13 protein-coding genes are annotated in these 15910 nt (G+C 39.6%); 7 read left to right on the forward strand and 6 right to left on the reverse strand.

Annotated elements, in window-relative coordinates:
• Window positions 1-176: 176 nt before the first annotated feature.
• Genes FUA25_RS04025 through FUA25_RS04040 form a run of 4 tightly spaced genes read right to left on the reverse strand, consistent with a single transcriptional unit; the run spans window position 177 to window position 4353 of the window.
• Window positions 177-1403, reverse strand: a complete 1227-nt coding sequence (locus tag FUA25_RS04025) for a YaiO family outer membrane beta-barrel protein (protein WP_147755593.1) — start codon at window positions 1401-1403, stop codon at window positions 177-179.
• A complete protein-coding gene (locus tag FUA25_RS04030; RefSeq protein WP_147755594.1) occupies window positions 1393-2829 on the reverse strand; it encodes a glycosyltransferase family 2 protein in 1437 nt (478 codons plus the stop codon). Before FUA25_RS04030 ends, FUA25_RS04025 begins: the two co-directional genes overlap by 11 nt.
• Window position 2830: 1 nt before the next feature.
• Window positions 2831-3979 (reverse strand): hypothetical protein, encoded by a 1149-nt coding sequence (locus tag FUA25_RS04035; RefSeq protein WP_147755595.1) that lies wholly within the window; start codon window positions 3977-3979, stop codon window positions 2831-2833.
• Between the two features lie 5 nt (window positions 3980-3984).
• A complete protein-coding gene (locus FUA25_RS04040; protein WP_147755596.1) occupies window positions 3985-4353 on the reverse strand; it encodes a response regulator transcription factor in 369 nt (122 codons plus the stop codon).
• A gap of 354 nt (window positions 4354-4707) precedes the next feature.
• Here FUA25_RS04040 and FUA25_RS04045 point away from each other — a divergent pair, with 354 nt between their 5' ends.
• From FUA25_RS04045 to FUA25_RS04070, 6 genes are all read left to right on the forward strand, one after another.
• The gene (locus FUA25_RS04045) at window positions 4708-5637 is read left to right on the forward strand and encodes a universal stress protein (protein WP_185146652.1); all 930 of its coding nucleotides are present in this window, start codon (window positions 4708-4710) and stop codon (window positions 5635-5637) included.
• Between the two features lie 11 nt (window positions 5638-5648).
• Entirely contained in the window at window positions 5649-6095 is a 447-nt protein-coding gene (locus FUA25_RS04050; RefSeq protein WP_147755598.1) for a GNAT family N-acetyltransferase, read from the forward strand.
• A gap of 2 nt (window positions 6096-6097) precedes the next feature.
• The gene (locus FUA25_RS04055) at window positions 6098-7213 is read left to right on the forward strand and encodes an alanine racemase (RefSeq protein ID WP_147755599.1); all 1116 of its coding nucleotides are present in this window, start codon (window positions 6098-6100) and stop codon (window positions 7211-7213) included.
• 113 nt (window positions 7214-7326) lie between these two features.
• Entirely contained in the window at window positions 7327-8217 is an 891-nt protein-coding gene (locus tag FUA25_RS04060) for an AraC family transcriptional regulator (protein WP_147755600.1), read from the forward strand.
• A gap of 32 nt (window positions 8218-8249) precedes the next feature.
• Window positions 8250-9992 (forward strand): APC family permease, encoded by a 1743-nt coding sequence (locus tag FUA25_RS04065; protein WP_147755601.1) that lies wholly within the window; start codon window positions 8250-8252, stop codon window positions 9990-9992.
• Between the two features lie 191 nt (window positions 9993-10183).
• Window positions 10184-11719, forward strand: a complete 1536-nt coding sequence (locus FUA25_RS04070) for a SulP family inorganic anion transporter (RefSeq protein ID WP_147755602.1) — start codon at window positions 10184-10186, stop codon at window positions 11717-11719.
• Window positions 11720-11750: 31 nt separating this feature from the next.
• On the opposite strand, the gene FUA25_RS04075 is transcribed toward FUA25_RS04070, so the two are convergent.
• The gene (locus tag FUA25_RS04075) at window positions 11751-13136 is read right to left on the reverse strand and encodes a chloride channel protein (RefSeq protein ID WP_147755603.1); all 1386 of its coding nucleotides are present in this window, start codon (window positions 13134-13136) and stop codon (window positions 11751-11753) included.
• Between the two features lie 30 nt (window positions 13137-13166).
• On the reverse strand, window positions 13167-14471 hold the full coding sequence (locus FUA25_RS04080) for a DUF389 domain-containing protein (RefSeq protein WP_147755604.1): 1305 nt from the start codon (window positions 14469-14471) through the stop codon (window positions 13167-13169).
• A gap of 266 nt (window positions 14472-14737) precedes the next feature.
• Here FUA25_RS04080 and FUA25_RS04085 point away from each other — a divergent pair, with 266 nt between their 5' ends.
• On the forward strand, window positions 14738-15910 hold the full coding sequence (locus tag FUA25_RS04085) for a thioredoxin fold domain-containing protein (RefSeq protein WP_147755605.1): 1173 nt from the start codon (window positions 14738-14740) through the stop codon (window positions 15908-15910).

Here is a 15910-nt window from a genome sequence, read left to right on the forward strand (position 1 = left end):
CTCGGTCATATCAAAAAATACATTCTTAAAAATGCTGTGTTAAAAATGTGTTATTCAATGCATTTGGACGGTGAAATGTTCGTTTTCGGCATTCATAAAACTATATTTTAAAACAAACAGTACCGATTGAGGAAGTGTAAACAGTAGATTGCCATCAAAACCTTACGGCAATGAAATTAAAACTGATAATACAGATTTAAATACAGATCAAAACGGTTTATATCACGGTGATTTCCAACCAATAGTCGGTTATAAACGGCAGTGGCAGAGCCCAGAAAATGAGAACTGAGTTTTTTCTGGTATCCCAACCCGACTGACTTGTCCTTATATCCATTAAATGAAAACTGGTAGTTTTTCAGATCGGGAGAAGTACCCAAACCTAAAATAAGAGAAACGAAATCTCTTTTTTCATTCAGGAAATGCCTCCACGTAAGCACATGCGACGGATAATACTCCTTCCGGTCTTCAGTAATATAATTTTTGAGACTGAACCAGTTTTTTTCATATTCTTTGCTGGCTCCAACAACGAGCGTATAGATATTATTGTCATCGGCATGGATGTATCTTGCGCCAGTTTCAAGCTCCCAACCCTTCGGAAAAGCGGTATACAGGGAATATCCTGCCCTGAATTCGGGAAAAATTTCACTGGCTGAATAGGCGGCGTTAAAAAATGAGTAGTTTTTTTCACCGTGCACCCAGTAATCTTCAGCTTCGAACTGGATACCGTCTTCCGAATTTCTAAGACCGTAATTGATTCTGGCGATGAGGGTGTTTTTTTTATCTGCTGTTTTCCTGAGATATTCCAGTGAAAAAATATGAAAACTGTTGTTTTTTCGGAATGCAGGCATGTACAGAATTCCAACGCGGTTCTGTTTCAAGGTATCGGTGCTGAGTTCATCAGACAATCTGGCAGCGACCCGCGTTTGAGGTGCTTTTTTTCCAGCAGTTAAAACTTCCGCAGGATATTTTACCGCTGCAGAATTTTCTTCCAGCGTTTTTATTTTTTGGAGATAAATTGCTTCATCAGGATATTGCTCATGCAATTTTTTATACGTCTCAATCGCCATTTGACGGTCTTTTTTAAGTTCATAGGAAATTCCCAGACCCCCTCTTGCATTCTTCTGATAATCCGGACTCTGTTCCGCAATTTTAAACTGTACAATTGCAAGGTCAGGCCGATTCGTCTGGTTGTATATACGACCAAGCAGCATCCTGAAATCAAGGTAATCCGGCGCATAGGAAAGTGCCTCTTCAGCGATTTTTACTGCTTTCGGGTAATCTTGAGCCTGTCGGGCTGCAATTGCTTCGGAAAGCATTTTGTCGGTATCGGGTTCCTGCTGGGCATTCAGATTGCTGAAAATTGCGGTAAAGATCAGTAGGAGTAGTATATATTTATTCTTCATTATTTTCAATTTGTTTCAAACCTTTGCGGTTCATATCGCCCCAGATGTGTTTGGTTTTCATGATTTCGTTGGCATATCCCTTCAATGCTGAAAAAACGATGACCGGATGGAAGATCAGCGGCTCCAGAAAAGCAGTCAATACAAGCTGGTAAACTTCTCGGTGGGTTTTATAATAATTATGGATGAACTGATTGTAAAGCACTGAAAAGGTGCTGACCAATGCCGAGAAAAAATAGATGATAAAAAGCAGAATTAGAACAATCCCCTGCTGATAAATAATGTAATACGAAATCATGAACACAACCCCAGAAAACTCGATGATCGGCGCCAGAACTTCAAAAAAAAGATTGTAAGGATAGATCACCAAGCCAAGTTTTTTATATTTCGGGTTCAGAAACACTTTCTTATTGTTCCCATAAATTCGCCATAATCCTCTTGACCAGCGGACCCGCTGCTGGATTAAAATCTTCAGGCTGTCCGGTCCCTCGGTCCAGCAAAGAACCTGAGGAATATACTTTATCTTGTATTCAAGCTTATTTTCCAGCATATATCGGCAAATTCTGATGATGAGGTCCATATCTTCCCCAAAGGATTTTGAATCATATCCCTTCACGTTCATCACGATTTCCTTTTCAAACAACCCCAGTCCACCGGATACGTTAGGAACCGCATTAAAATAAGACCATCCCATTTTTCCCAAAAGATAAGACCTCACATACTCCAGTTCCTGAAAGCGGACCCAAATATTTTTCGGTAACTGAATGGTTTTTAAAATTCCGTTTTTATATATAAATGAATTACACATTCTGAGAGTCGCGCCAATCGCTATGACCCTCTTTCTTTCCGAAAGAATCTCACTCATAAAATAGAGGAGCGTATCGCGGTGAAGGACGCAGTCGACATCAGTATTGAGAAAATAAGGGAAATTGGAGACATTTAAACCAGCATTTATCGCATCCGCTTTGGATTTACCATTGACTTTATCGATCACCAAAAGATTAGCGTATGCTTTGTTGGACGATTTGTAAAAACCTCTGATTGGTTCGAAATCGAGCTTCTTTTCATAAAAATAAGTGACCTCAGTTAGTTCAAAATGGTTGATCATTTTTTGCAGCGTATCGTCAGTACTTCCGTCATTTACAATAATCACTTCAAATTTAGGGTAACTCAGGTTCAGCAGCGAATGCACATTGGCTGTAATGGTTTCAGATTCATTAAACGCTGCAGTAATAATGCTGACTCCCGGAGCATTGTTCATCTGAAGCAGATCTTCTTTATGACGGAGTCTGCTGAAAAAAAGGTTGCGGTCTATACTGATTCCTGCAAAGATCAGCAGTATGATATAGGAAAGCATGAGCGCAATGCTGTAATAGATGATTGCCTTTAAATACACGAATTCCAGAATCTCAATTAACAGGTCGTTCATTTTAATATTTTAAAAGGGAATTGGTAATATGGCCTAAAATAACCGCTTCCGGAGTATCGGGTTGGGCATCAAAATGTTCCAGCGTCCACTCGGGATCTATTTTATAGGCAGAAAACGCCGCATTTTTTTTCAGAAGTCCGTTTTTTTCCTCCCTGAATTTTTCAGCAAGGAAATGAAGTTCATCCACTCCCCCAATCCGTCCGAGGGCTTTCAGAATCTCCACTTTACTGACCAAATCCGGTGAATTTTTATAGATGTCTTTCATCGCAGTAGCATGATTTGAAGTATAAAATCTGCCCAAAGAGTTCAGCAGTTTGCATTTCAACTGAGGATCGTCATTCGGAATTACATCCAGGATGCATTCAGTAGCATTTACCTGATAGTAATAGATGCACAAATCGACACATAACAGGATTTTTGAAGGCTCCGCTTCAGGCGTGATCCATTTGTAAAACTGCGGTAAATGAGAATGTTCTTTGGTGATGATGAGTTTATAATACTGCAGTCGCTCCCATTCAGAAAGAGGATGTTGCAGATTGGTGAAGAAAAGATCCAGATCGGCATCAGTAACCTGCAGCACATAGTAATTGGCAGCCTCCCTCACCAATGCTTTTTGATGATGTTGAAGCTCGGTGATCCTGCTCAGGATGTCTTTGCTTATAACCTTGAAAAAATCAAGTTCATCTATCGCCAAGATGATTTTTTTCACATTCGCAGATTCCAGATCTTTCTTCAGACTTTCATACAGTTCCAGTTCATTGTAGATTCTTAAGAAAACTTCGCCGAGATTCCCACTGAATAGCTGAATATAATCGACCAGTACATACATGAACGCTGTTCTCCTGTACCTGCTTTTACCTATAAATTTTCTGAATTCATCGAGAGGCAGTTGTATTTCTTCTGCCGGGATTTTTTGAAGATATGGCGTCAGAATATATTTGTTTACGAGTGCCGGAATATGTTTTTCGGCATCTCTTTTTGCGAGGATTTTCTTCAGATTTATTCTTCGTACCAAAAAAACCAGGAAATAGACCAGGATCAGAACTGCGATGATAAGAAGGAGCAGAGCATATTCAAAGACTCGCCCGTATTTATTGAAGAATTCTTCAGTAATGGTTGCCGATAGGTATAAAAGTTTGCTTTTTCCCAAATATTCTAGTTTAAAAGCTTTTTTGTTCTCATTAGAAACTCAGTTGCTGAAAAGGGTTTTTTCAGGTAATCATCCGCCCCCATTTCGAACATCTGTTCCAGCATTTCTTCTGTCGAATTACTGGTCATAACGAAAATTTTATTGGCTCTTTTCTTCAGAAAAGGACTTTCAGAAATCATACTAATCAACATTGTACCATTAATGACCGGCAATTTGAGCTCAATAATCGTAAGGTCGAAGTAGTCGTCAGATAAAATACGGAGTCCTTCTTTTCCGTCTTTCGCGGTTTTTATGGTGTAACCGGAATTATCGAGAAGGAATTTTAAAGAGGAGGAAACCACTTTATTTTCTTCAATCAGCAAAATCTTTTTCATATAGGAGGTATCATTTTAGTTCTTATGTTTAGAGCATTGCACTATAAAATAAGGGGTTGCAAATATACAATAGTTTCACGATTATTTTAATTATTATCATAATAACCATTTATTTAACACAAATTAACAGTAATAATAAAATATTGATAATAAATACAGAATATTTATGGGTCTGGCATGCAAAATGCTAAACTAAGCAGTTTCAAATGATATTAATTGAGAATGTTATGTTTACAATTTGTTTACTGTTCAAGTAAAAAGCATGAAGATTACTCATTATCAATAATTTATACCACAATACCACTTTTTCTTTACACCTATTCTGCCCCATCCTGTTTAATTTTGTACCGTAGAATGCAAGAAAATCAAATGATGATGGAAAACAAGATCAAGACCCTAATAGTCCCCACCGATTTTTCAGAAAAATCTGAAAATGCTCTGCGTTTGGCAGTACAGATGTCTAAACGTCACCATGCAAAAATTATCCTGGTTCATGTGGCAGAAATGTATCATTTAACCGACCGCACCGGAAGACAGATCGTCGGCGCTGATACGGTTCAGCAAAATATCGACAGCGGAATTCAGCAGCTTACGCTTACCAAAAACAGAGTACTGGAAGATAATACCGGTTTACATATTCAAACTTCCCTAAAAACCGGAAATCTTGTAGATTCAATCAATGATCTTATTGTATCGGAAGATGCAGATATGGTCATCATAGGAACATCCGGTCAGCAGAACCTGAAAAAACTGCTTTTAGGATCCTGTTCCTACAGCGTCCTTTGCAATGTGAACTGTTCCGTACTGCTTGTTCCAATGAGTTTTACAAAAAATGATTTTTCAAAAATCCTTTTTCCGGTACGGGTAACAGAAAATCTGGACTCGAAATTAGATCTTGCACTCGCCATTGCCAATAAAAACAACTCCGTCATTAACCTGTACGGGGTGTGTGATGAACACAATTTACCCCAGTTAAGGCAGGAATTTCTTCTGCTTAAAAACAAACTGAAGGAAAAAATGAAAAGCTTTAAATCAGAACTGGTCTTCGCCTACGATAAAGCCGATGCCATTTCGAAAGTTTCCAGGGAAGAAAATTCCGATATTCTGATCCTTAACGGTAAAGATGAACTGCAGTGGAAATCCATTTTCGCAGAAAATTTCTTTAAAAAAATAATTAACGAAACTGATGTGGCTTTACTTTTCATGAAGCCTAAAACCCAAAAATCAGCGGAAGAGAATACAGATACCCATCATTATGACATCTCACTTCCCATTCCCGGATAAAAATTTAAAAAATGATTAAAATAAATACGTATTCAGATCGGCATAACGCCACAGCGAAGGAAATTCAGGAAATAACCGATTTCCTGTATGAAAATCTTGATGAATTTGGCGATCCCAAACCGGATATCGAAAATGCAGTTCAGTACGCAATGGGCAAAAACCAAAAACCCGGGGGATTGGTGATCACCGCCATTGAGACCGATACTGATAAAGTATACGGCGCTGTTGTGATTAATAAAACAGGCATGAGCGGCTATATTCCCGAAAACATCCTCGTGTATATTGCGACGCACAAAAATACACGGGGCAAAGGAATCGGAAAAACACTGATGCAAAAGTCAATAGAAATGGCAGAAGGCGACATCGCACTGCATTGTGAGCCCGAAAATCCTGCCCGGTTTCTGTACGAGAAATTGGGTTTTACCAGTAAATACCTCGAAATGAGGTTAAAAAAATAAAAATGTCCTACATTACCCTTAATTCATCAAAACTTTTTCATAATTTTTCGTTTCTCGATACCCTTTTCAGTCAGCACAGAATTGAATGGGCAATTGTTGGAAAACTCTTGTGCGGAAACGAGAAATTCCTACGGGTGCTTCTGGAAATGTCAGATAAAGAAATATGCGATTCCAGATTAAGCAACCTTAAAACAATCAAAAAAATATCTCCCAAAACTACTACCATTTACATAAAACCACCGGCAAACCGCCTTGTAAAAAGCATTGTTGAATTTGCAGACGTGAGTTTTAATACCGAAATCCGCACTTTGCAGGCACTTTCCGCCGAAGCCGTGAAACAGAATAAAATTCACAGAGTGGTTCTGATGGTGGAAATGGGTGAACTTCGCGAAGGAATTATGGTAAAAAATCTCGAGCATTTTTATTCCGGTGTTTTTGAGTTACCGAATATTGAAATTGTAGGCTTGGGAACCAATCTAAACTGCCTGAACGGAATCCTTCCGGACCGCGAAAAACTTCATACCCTGAAACGCTGCAAAGAAATTCTTGAAGAAAAATACAATCAGAAAATACCTTATATATCCGGCGGCTCCTCAGTTACCGTGCCTTTGATCTTCAGAAATGAAATACCGGAAGGAATCAATCATTTCAGGGTCGGCGAAACCCTTTTCTTTGGTACTGATGTGTACGATGATGCCCTGATCAGCGGAATGTACAGTGATGTTTTCACACTTACTGCTGAAATTATAGAACTGAGAGAAAAACCAAAACTGCCTTCGGGAACAGCCGGAACCAACCTGACGGGCGAGAAACCGGAATTAAATCAAAGAGACAAAAATAAAAGTTCGGTCCGCGCCATTGTGGATATCGGTTTGCTCGACATCGACCATCAAAATATAACACCGCGCCTTCCATTCGTAAAGATCATCGGCGCCAGTTCAGACATGCTTATTCTGGACCTTGACACCAACAGTACCGGTTTTAAAGTCGGCGACACGGTAGAATTTACAATGAATTATATGGCAGTTCTGCGGGCAATGAACTCCGACTATGTTGATAAAAAGGTCGTTTCTGTAATTCATCATACCGAACTTAAGATTCTACAGCATATGAACTAATTTAAATTTTTTAATAATTCTTTGTTGTAAAACATACCACGCAAAATGTGAAACATACCACATTTTAACAGTGGTATGTTTTATCTTTGTAGTAATTATAAAACAGACTATTTATGTCCATTCATCCAAATTCTTCTATCCATTCCATTACCATAAACAGTCTTAAACCCTCAAGATCATTTGACGGGGAGTTCGTATTGTCTGATTCTTCAAACCTGAATCTTCTCTTTAACAAAGAAAAATCCTTTAAGAGTAAATTTTTCACGCTTCTGATTGTGAATGGCGGGACAGGAAATCTGCTGATTGACAGCACTCTTCACAACATGAAAATCGACAGGGTTTTTTACATCAATTACAACCAGATTTTTCGATTTTCGGAACTTCATAATTTTTCGGCACAAATTGTTTTATTCACAAGATCATTTTACAATATGATTTATACCGGAAATATGAAGATCAAAAATGATACAGCTTTTTCAGGTCTTCCCTCGTTTGTAGATTTCAATAAAACGGAATTTTCTGAATTTTTACTGAGTGTATCCGACATGCAAAAAGAATTTTCGAAGAATACCGTTCTGAGTAAAGAAATTGTATGTTTGCTGCTGAAGGCCGCGATGTTGAAATACATCCGCAAAGCAGGTGGAGAAAATTATATTGATTTTAAAACCAATAAAAAGATTTCCTATGTCGAAGATTTTAAAGACCTCGTGAATGTGAATTTCAAAGAACTAAAAAGAACCTCTGATTACGCTGCAAAACTCAGTATTACCGCTAATTATCTGAATGCTGTAGTAAAGGAAAAGCTGGACATTTCAGCAGAGAATTATATCCAAAACCGCGTGATTCTGGAAGCGGAACGACTATTGCTGAACACCGATATGTCGGTGACCGAAATTTCGTACGAATTGGGTTTTTCAGACAAATCGCATTTCGGAAAATACTTTAAGAAAACAACTTCAGAAACCCCGAATAATTTCAGAAAAAAATTCGTGGCAGCGCAATAAAATTTTCAGATTAGTAAAAAAGGTTAAAATAAATGGAAAATTCTCTTCATAAAAAACTGAATGAACTGCAGTCGACAGCGATTAGTGGAAACGATATTACGTCATCATGTCTCTATGTTTCGGCGCTTACGATTATGTATGCGGGTCAGTACGCCTGGATTTCTTTGCTGGCAGTAGCCGCGGTGCTTTTTCTGTTCCGGAAAATTTACGGAGAAGTGGTCGGCGCATTACCTCTGAACGGTGGTGCTTACAATGTTCTGCTGAATACTTCCTCAAAAAGGGTGGCTTCAGTTGCTGCATCGCTTACTGTATTGTCATACATGGCAACGGCGGTGATTTCAGGATCCGAAGCCATGCATTATCTGCATAACCTCTGGAGCGGAATTAATGTAACAGCTGCAACGGTAGTCATTCTGCTCATTTTTACCCTGCTCACGATCAGTGGAATTGGAGAATCTGCAATTGTAGCCGTCGTGATTTTTATCGTTCATTTGATTTCACTATCACTTCTGGTAATTGCCGGAATTTGGTTTATTGCGGGCAATGGATTAGAAACCCTTCATCTCAATTGGGAAACTCCCATTAAATCGGGCGGCATACTCACGGCTCTTTTTCTCGGATTTTCTGCCGCAATGCTGGGAATTTCCGGTTTCGAAAGTTCCGCAAATTTCGTAGAAGAGCAGCAGCAAGGCGTTTTCAGAAAGACTTTACGAAATATGTGGGCAATTGTGAGTTTTTTCAATCCGGTTATTGCGCTGATTGTTATTTTCATTCTGCCACTCGCTACCGTTGGTGAGCATCAGGAGTCACTGCTTGCGCATGTTGCCGAAATTACCGGCGGCAAATGGCTCGCCTATCTTATTTCCGTAGATGCGGTTTTGGTACTGTGCGGAGCGGTTCTTACTTCATTTGTTGGCGTTTCCGGATTGATCAACAGGATGACACTCGACCGGATCCTGCCCAACTTTTTCCTTAAACAGAATAAAAAGGGTTCTCATTACCGGATTGCGATCGCATTTCTGGCTCTCTGCATTCTTGTACTTTTTGTAACAGGTGGAAATCTGGTTTCTTTAGCCGGCGTTTACACCTTTTCTTTTTTATCGGTAATGGCACTTTTCGGCATCGGAAATCTTTTGCTGAAAGCCAAAAGAACAAAGTTACCGCGTCCCGAAAGGGCTCCTATCCTGAGTGTTGTTATCGCCATCGGGTTTATTGTTCTGGCTTTTTGGGGGAATCTGAAACTGAGTCCGTCTTCATTCCGGACTTTTTTATATTTTCTTTTCCCGGCACTTTTTATAGTGGGCATTATGCTCCACCGTTCGCAGATCATTTCCGGATTACTGGTTACCATTGAATATACGTTCCGGCCGCTTCGCAAATTTTCAGTCGTCTCCAACAGAAAGTTACGGAACATGTATCATAAAATTCACTCTCAGGAATTTGTATTTTTCACCAAAAGAGATGATGTTTCTATTCTCAACAAGGTCATGCAGTATGTGGAAGAAAACGAAACCACGAAAAAACTGAAAATTGTAAATGTTATGAAGCCCGGCGAAGATAATGAAAGCCTTAAAAAAGACATTGAAGTTCTGGACCGTGCGTACCCCCACATCGACATTGATTTTGTGGAAATTATCGGTGATTTTACACCTGACTTGATTGAAGAACTTTCAAAAAAATGGAATATTCCGAAAAATTTCATGTTCATCGCCTCACCAAGCGACCGGTTCAGTTACCGAGTTGCAGATTTAGGAGGGGTAAGATTAATTATGTAAGGCAGGTATAGCTATTTGCTTGTCTGCGTGAAAATCTTAATTTTGCGCGCTTATGATGAATATTTGTTTTCACTTTTTCAAAGTCACACCGCCCTGAACTGACGCCTTTCGCGAAAAACGGTGTCATTTTATCTCTTCTTTCCTCCAATGCTTTTGAATTCTGAAAGCATTCGCAACCTTTTATTTCACTCATGAAAAGTACATTCAATTTATTTGATTTATCTCATAAGGTAAATTACAAAACAGAAATTTTAGCAGGTCTCACCGTTGCAATGACGATGATTCCGGAATCGCTTTCCTTTGCGATTTTAGCCGGCTTTCCTCCACTAACGGGGCTTTATGCTGCTTTTATCATGGGGCTTGTCACGGCGGTTTTAGGTGGTAGGCCTGGAATGGTATCGGGAGGTGCCGGTGCAACAGTTATTGTTCTTATCGCACTTATGAAATCCCACGGTCTAGAATATGTTTTTGGAGCCGTGGCGCTCGCCGGCATCATTCAGATTGCAGTCGGACTGCTAAAACTCGGAAAATTCATCCGGCTCGTTCCGCAGCCCGTGATGTTTGGGTTTGTAAACGGGCTCGCCATCGTTATTTTTATGTCGCAGCTGGAACAGTTCAAAACAGTTGTAAACGGGAATACTGAATGGCTGACCGGAACTCCTTTCCTGATGATGGCCGCCTTGGTTGCGCTGACCATTGCAATCGTTATCCTTTTTCCTAAAATCACGAAAAAAATTCCGGCTTCATTGGTTGCAATTGTAGTGGTATTTACGTTGGTGATGGTCCTGAATATCGACACCAAACAGGTCGAAGATATCGCTTCCGTTAGCGGAACCTTTCCCCCATTCCACATTCCCAATATTCCGCTGAATCTGGAAGCTTTTCAGGTGATCCTTCCTTACGGCTTAATTATGGCGGCAGTAGGGTTAACGGAAGGGCTTTTAACCCTGAATTTGGTGGATGAAATTACTGTAACAAAAGGAAACAGTAACCGCGAATGTGTCGCACAGGGAAGCGCCAATATCCTTAACGGTTTTTTCTTTGGAATGGGTGGCTGCCCGATGATTGCGCAGACGCTCGTTAATCTTTCAGCAGGTTCTAGAGCAAGACTTTCCGGCATTATCGCTTCCCTAACGATCCTGGTCATCATTTTGGTTGGCGCACCTGTGATCGGTAAATTACCGATGGCAGCTTTGACCGGAGTCATGATTATGGTGGCGATGGGAACCTTTGAATGGGCCAGTCTCAAAATCTTTAAAAGAATGCCGAAATCCGATATTTTTGTCATGATTGTAGTGATGCTTATCACTGTCTTCCTGCACAACCTTGCTTTGGCGGTGCTGATTGGCGTAATTATCTCAGCGCTCGTGTTTTCCTGGGACAATGCAAAACGCATCAGGGCGAGAAAGTATGTTGACGAAAACGGCGTAAAACATTATGAAATCTGCGGACCGCTGTTTTTCGGATCTGTGACCGGATTTTCAGAAAAATTTGACATTGCCAGTGATCCCGCGGAAGTAATCATTGATTTTGAAGAAAGCCGTGTTGTAGATATGTCGGCCATCGAGGCATTGAACGCCGTTACAGCCCGTTATTATAAAGAAGGCAAAAAAGTACATCTTCGGCATTTAAGCCCCGACTGTATTGTTTTACTTCAAAATGCAGCTGCAATCATTGATGTAAACATCATGGAGGATCCGATTTATATGGTTGCGGAAAGAAAATAAGCTATTCCCAGATTTATTAAAATGGGAAAATTTAAGTGACTCTTTTGATGTATTTGTCTTTTAGCAGATCGTAAAATGCATGTTTGTTAACGAGCGTCGATACAATATTTGCCAAAATAGCGCCCACAAGTAAAAGAAATATAATGCTGTGCCGGTCCGTCATTTCAAGAATGATAATCGCCGAGGTAAAAGGTGCCCGTGTAACGCCAGTCAGGAAGCCCGTCATCCCGATTAGAATAAGGATGTTAGCGTTCTGCCCGGTTAAATCTAAAAACTGTGCAATCAGCGCCCCGAAAGTAGCTCCGGAACTTAATGAAGGAGCAAAAACCCCGCCCGCTCCGCCAAAACTGAAAGACGCAATCAGTCCGTTCATTCTGAGAAACGGCAGGTACCACTCCACTTTTTTGTTATCGGAAAAAAGCAACCGCTCCATGAGTTCTTTTCCGGACCCCATCGCTTCGGTTCCGAAATAAAAGATAAAAAAGGCCACAAAAAATCCACATAAGAGCACAATCAAGACCTGATGCGAATTCTTTTTGAATTTTTCGAAAAAGTTCATAACCATGATAATGACATCACACATTTTACTTCCGAAATAACCTGAAACGATGGCTGTAATAGTAATTCCCAGCATCACCAACCATCCGTGGTATTCCGTTTTTGGGTAACCCAGATACAGATAACTTCCCCCAAAACCCTGCGCGGTCAATCCGGCAATGATTACCGCTATAAAAAGTGGCGATTTAATGTGCTTGATATGGAATTTCGAAAGTTCTTCGATGGCGAAAATGATTCCTCCTAACGGGGTATTAAAGGCCGCAGCCAGCCCAGATGCCGCCCCGGCAATCATTACATTTTTTTGGGAAACGGGCAGCCACCATTTCGGCAGCAGGCGGTGTACTTCTACAAAAACAGATCCTGCGATCTGTATGGTGGGTCCTTCTCTTCCGGCGATTCCACCTCCCAAAACCTTAACAGCACTTGCAAGGATTTTAATCAGGATCACTTTAAAACTCAAAAAATTGCTTACCAAATGTCGGGTACCCTGTTTAGACAAATCCACAGAAGCCATAATCTGCGGAATGCCGCTTCCGGCGGAATATTTCGCAAACCTCCGGACCAGATACCAGGAGACCAGAAAGCTGAGCGGTGTCAGAAAAAATATCGTATATCTGCTTTGCTGAAATAAATAATAGGCAAAACTTTCGGAAAAAGTAAAAACAAGTGAGTACAGATAGGCAATGAGGCCTGTTATAAACGAGGCAACCAAAAACGGCAAAAACTGCAGAAACTGCTTTTTCAGAGAAGAATTGGCTTCGGTCGTCCTGTCGTAAAGATGCTTAAAGTAAATAATAATAAATCGTACCCAAAAAGTGTTTTTCAGATCAACTAACCTTCGCTTGTATTTATACTTCATTACCGTTGATAATTTTAATCAATTTTCTTTCTATTTTCTTACTAAGATGACCTCATTATTATTCAGTCGCGCCTGTAGCCACTTCAATAATCTTTCCTCATCTGCCGCAGAGAATTTGTCGTTTGCGTCAAATACAACGGTTGTTCTCGTAACCATCGTATCTTTTGTCGCAATGTTCTGATTGGAAACTCCAAGAGAAATGAGACCTGGTGCAAAAGCAGCGGCTTCAGTATAAATCTGCTGGGTGGCAAAGTTATTTGCAGCCATCTGCGCTTCAAGATTGGATATTTTTTTTGCATCAGAATTCACATTCACCCACGTTTTTCCGACCTCATTTAAAATGTCATTTCGTAGATTCTGAAGATTGTTTGCAGCGTTTTGCTTAATGATGACCTGGGTATTCTGAAGTCCATATTCACGAAGTTTTTTGTTGATGTTTTTGACCTCGGCATCAGAATAGGTTTTTTGCAGAAAAGCAAGCTCAATTTTCCGTGGGCTTGTATTATAGTTGGTTTTTTTATAAATAAGTGTATTCCCTTTCTGAAGAAATTCGGAATCGATAAATTTTTCAGTCAACTGCTTGAATGACTGTTCTTTATACAGCGAAACAGCGAAATAAATACTGGGTACAATAATGATTATCATCATAAAATAAATGATGTTCTGCACTTTTCGTTCTTCTTTGCGGTCTACAAACTTTACTGCAGGATATTTTAAATATTTTACGATGATGAATGTCGCAATGCCAATAAAAACACAGTTGATGGTATATAAAAATAACGCTCCAAAAAAGAATCTGAAATTTCCCGTGGCCAATCCATATCCTGCGGTGCAGAGGGGTGGCATTAATGCTGTAGCAATGGCCACTCCAGCTATAGGATTGCCTTTCTCGGCTCTGGTAATCGCAATTACCCCAACTAAGCCACCAAAAAAAGCGATCATAACATCGTAAATATTCGGAGATATTCTGGCCAATATTTCCGACTGGGCTTCTTTAAAAGGGCTTATAAAAAAATACAGCGCCGAAACGATGAGTCCTACCAGCGTTGATATTACCAAATTTTTTAAGGACAGTTTAAGCAGGGGAAAATCGAACATCCCAAGAGCAAAACCGGCACCGATAATTGGCCCCATTAAAGGGGATATCAGCATCGCTCCAATGATAACAGCTGTGGAATTTACATTAAGACCTACCGATGCTACAATGATAGCGCATGCCAATACCCAAAGGTTTGCTCCGGAAAATGAAATATTTACTTTAACATTTTCAAGGGTCTTCTGCTTATCACCTTCCCCATCTTGCAGATTGAATAAATTATGTAAAAAATTACTCATTGCGCAATTTACATTTTTAAAAAAAAATAGAGCCTTTTAAGAACAGGGAATGTATATATATTTCATAAAATTTTTACTCCTGCGAAATTTTAAACTTTAGGTAGCTCTGAAGAACCGAAGGCGTCTTTATATCGTAAATGATAAAACAACGAATCCATGAACTACCGGCTGAAGGCTAATTTTACTATAAAAAACAAGGAAAACCCTATCTCTGAAAGCACTTTTGAAATAATATAATTATCTTCGCATAAATCTTTTTAGAAAAAATGAAAAAATTAACTTCCCTCATCATATTCTTTCTCATTATCACAATTTCTGCACAGCAATCCATCAGTTTTCAGAGTCTTACCTTTAATGAACTTATTGCAAAAGCAAAAAAGGAAAACAAACTCCTGTTTATCGATGCATATGCCGATTGGTGCGGCCCGTGTAAATTAATGGAGAAAAATGTATTCACAAAACCAACAGTGGCAAATTATTACAACACTTCTTTTGTAAATGCCAGATTCGACATGGAAAAAGGTGAAGGACGGGACATTGCCGCCAAATATGGAGTACGTGCTTACCCGACCTATCTGTTCATTAACGGAGACGGACAGCTGATCTCGCAGAATATGGGTTATATGGTTGAAGAGGTGTTCCTGAGTCTGGGAAAAGAAGCCAATTCGCCGAACAATATAAAAGGCTCAATGAAGGAAAGGTTTGAAAAGGGAGAAGACAGTCCAGAATTTCTTCTGAATGCGATGAAACTGAATATGAATACCGACTTTGATTTCGCTAAAAAAGCTTCGGAAAAATATTTCATGACCCGTAAAAAAGGAGAACTTACCAAAGATGAAGTCGGATATCTGCTGTATTTTATCAAATCTGCAGAAGATCCTAATTATAAAATATTTAAAACACGGAAAGAAGAAATTGTTAAATTTTTGCCGGCTGAAACGTACACGCAGTTCGACAATGAAATGAAGCTGCAGAAAGTTCTTCAGAATTCCTTCGACAGTGAAAAAAAAACCGTTAATGAAAAATATTTTCTTGAAAATGCGGTGCCTTTAGTAGGGAAAGAAGAAGCTGAAAAAACCCTTAACAAGGCGTTGTTGAATTTTTATGAACAGACGGCAAATTATTCTGCTTACGAAAAAACCGCATTGGCCTACTATAAAGATCCTGCGCTTTTTGAAGACATGGAACTGCTTAAAGCTGCATGGATCTTTTCTGACCATGTAAAAAATAAAGCTTCACTGCAAAAAGCTCAGGAATGGACAGAAAAATCGGTAATGAAGGGAGAAACAGTTGAAAACACTTATATTTTGGCCAAAATCCTTTTAAAAATCGGAAACAAAGATCTCGCAAAATCTTATGCAGAAATGTCAAAATATCTCGCGCAACAGGGGAAAAAAGATTTCTCTCTCGCCGAAAAACTTCTTCAAGAAATAAAATAA

The organism is Chryseobacterium sp., assembly GCF_008014695.1.
Lineage (GTDB): Bacteria > Bacteroidota > Bacteroidia > Flavobacteriales > Weeksellaceae > Kaistella.

Coding starts and splice junctions, on each gene's coding strand:
- FUA25_RS04025 (WP_147755593.1), bottom strand. CDS start 1,403: ATGAAGAATAAATATATACTACTCCTACTGATCTTTACCGCAATTTTC.
- FUA25_RS04030 (WP_147755594.1), bottom strand. CDS start 2,829: ATGAACGACCTGTTAATTGAGATTCTGGAATTCGTGTATTTAAAGGCA.
- FUA25_RS04040 (WP_147755596.1), bottom strand. CDS start 4,353: ATGAAAAAGATTTTGCTGATTGAAGAAAATAAAGTGGTTTCCTCCTCT.
- FUA25_RS04045 (WP_185146652.1), top strand. CDS start 4,708: ATGCAAGAAAATCAAATGATGATGGAAAACAAGATCAAGACCCTAATA.
- FUA25_RS04050 (WP_147755598.1), top strand. CDS start 5,649: ATGATTAAAATAAATACGTATTCAGATCGGCATAACGCCACAGCGAAG.
- FUA25_RS04055 (WP_147755599.1), top strand. CDS start 6,098: ATGTCCTACATTACCCTTAATTCATCAAAACTTTTTCATAATTTTTCG.
- FUA25_RS04060 (WP_147755600.1), top strand. CDS start 7,327: ATGTCCATTCATCCAAATTCTTCTATCCATTCCATTACCATAAACAGT.
- FUA25_RS04065 (WP_147755601.1), top strand. CDS start 8,250: ATGGAAAATTCTCTTCATAAAAAACTGAATGAACTGCAGTCGACAGCG.
- FUA25_RS04070 (WP_147755602.1), top strand. CDS start 10,184: ATGAAAAGTACATTCAATTTATTTGATTTATCTCATAAGGTAAATTAC.
- FUA25_RS04075 (WP_147755603.1), bottom strand. CDS start 13,136: ATGAAGTATAAATACAAGCGAAGGTTAGTTGATCTGAAAAACACTTTT.
- FUA25_RS04080 (WP_147755604.1), bottom strand. CDS start 14,471: ATGAGTAATTTTTTACATAATTTATTCAATCTGCAAGATGGGGAAGGT.
- FUA25_RS04085 (WP_147755605.1), top strand. CDS start 14,738: ATGAAAAAATTAACTTCCCTCATCATATTCTTTCTCATTATCACAATT.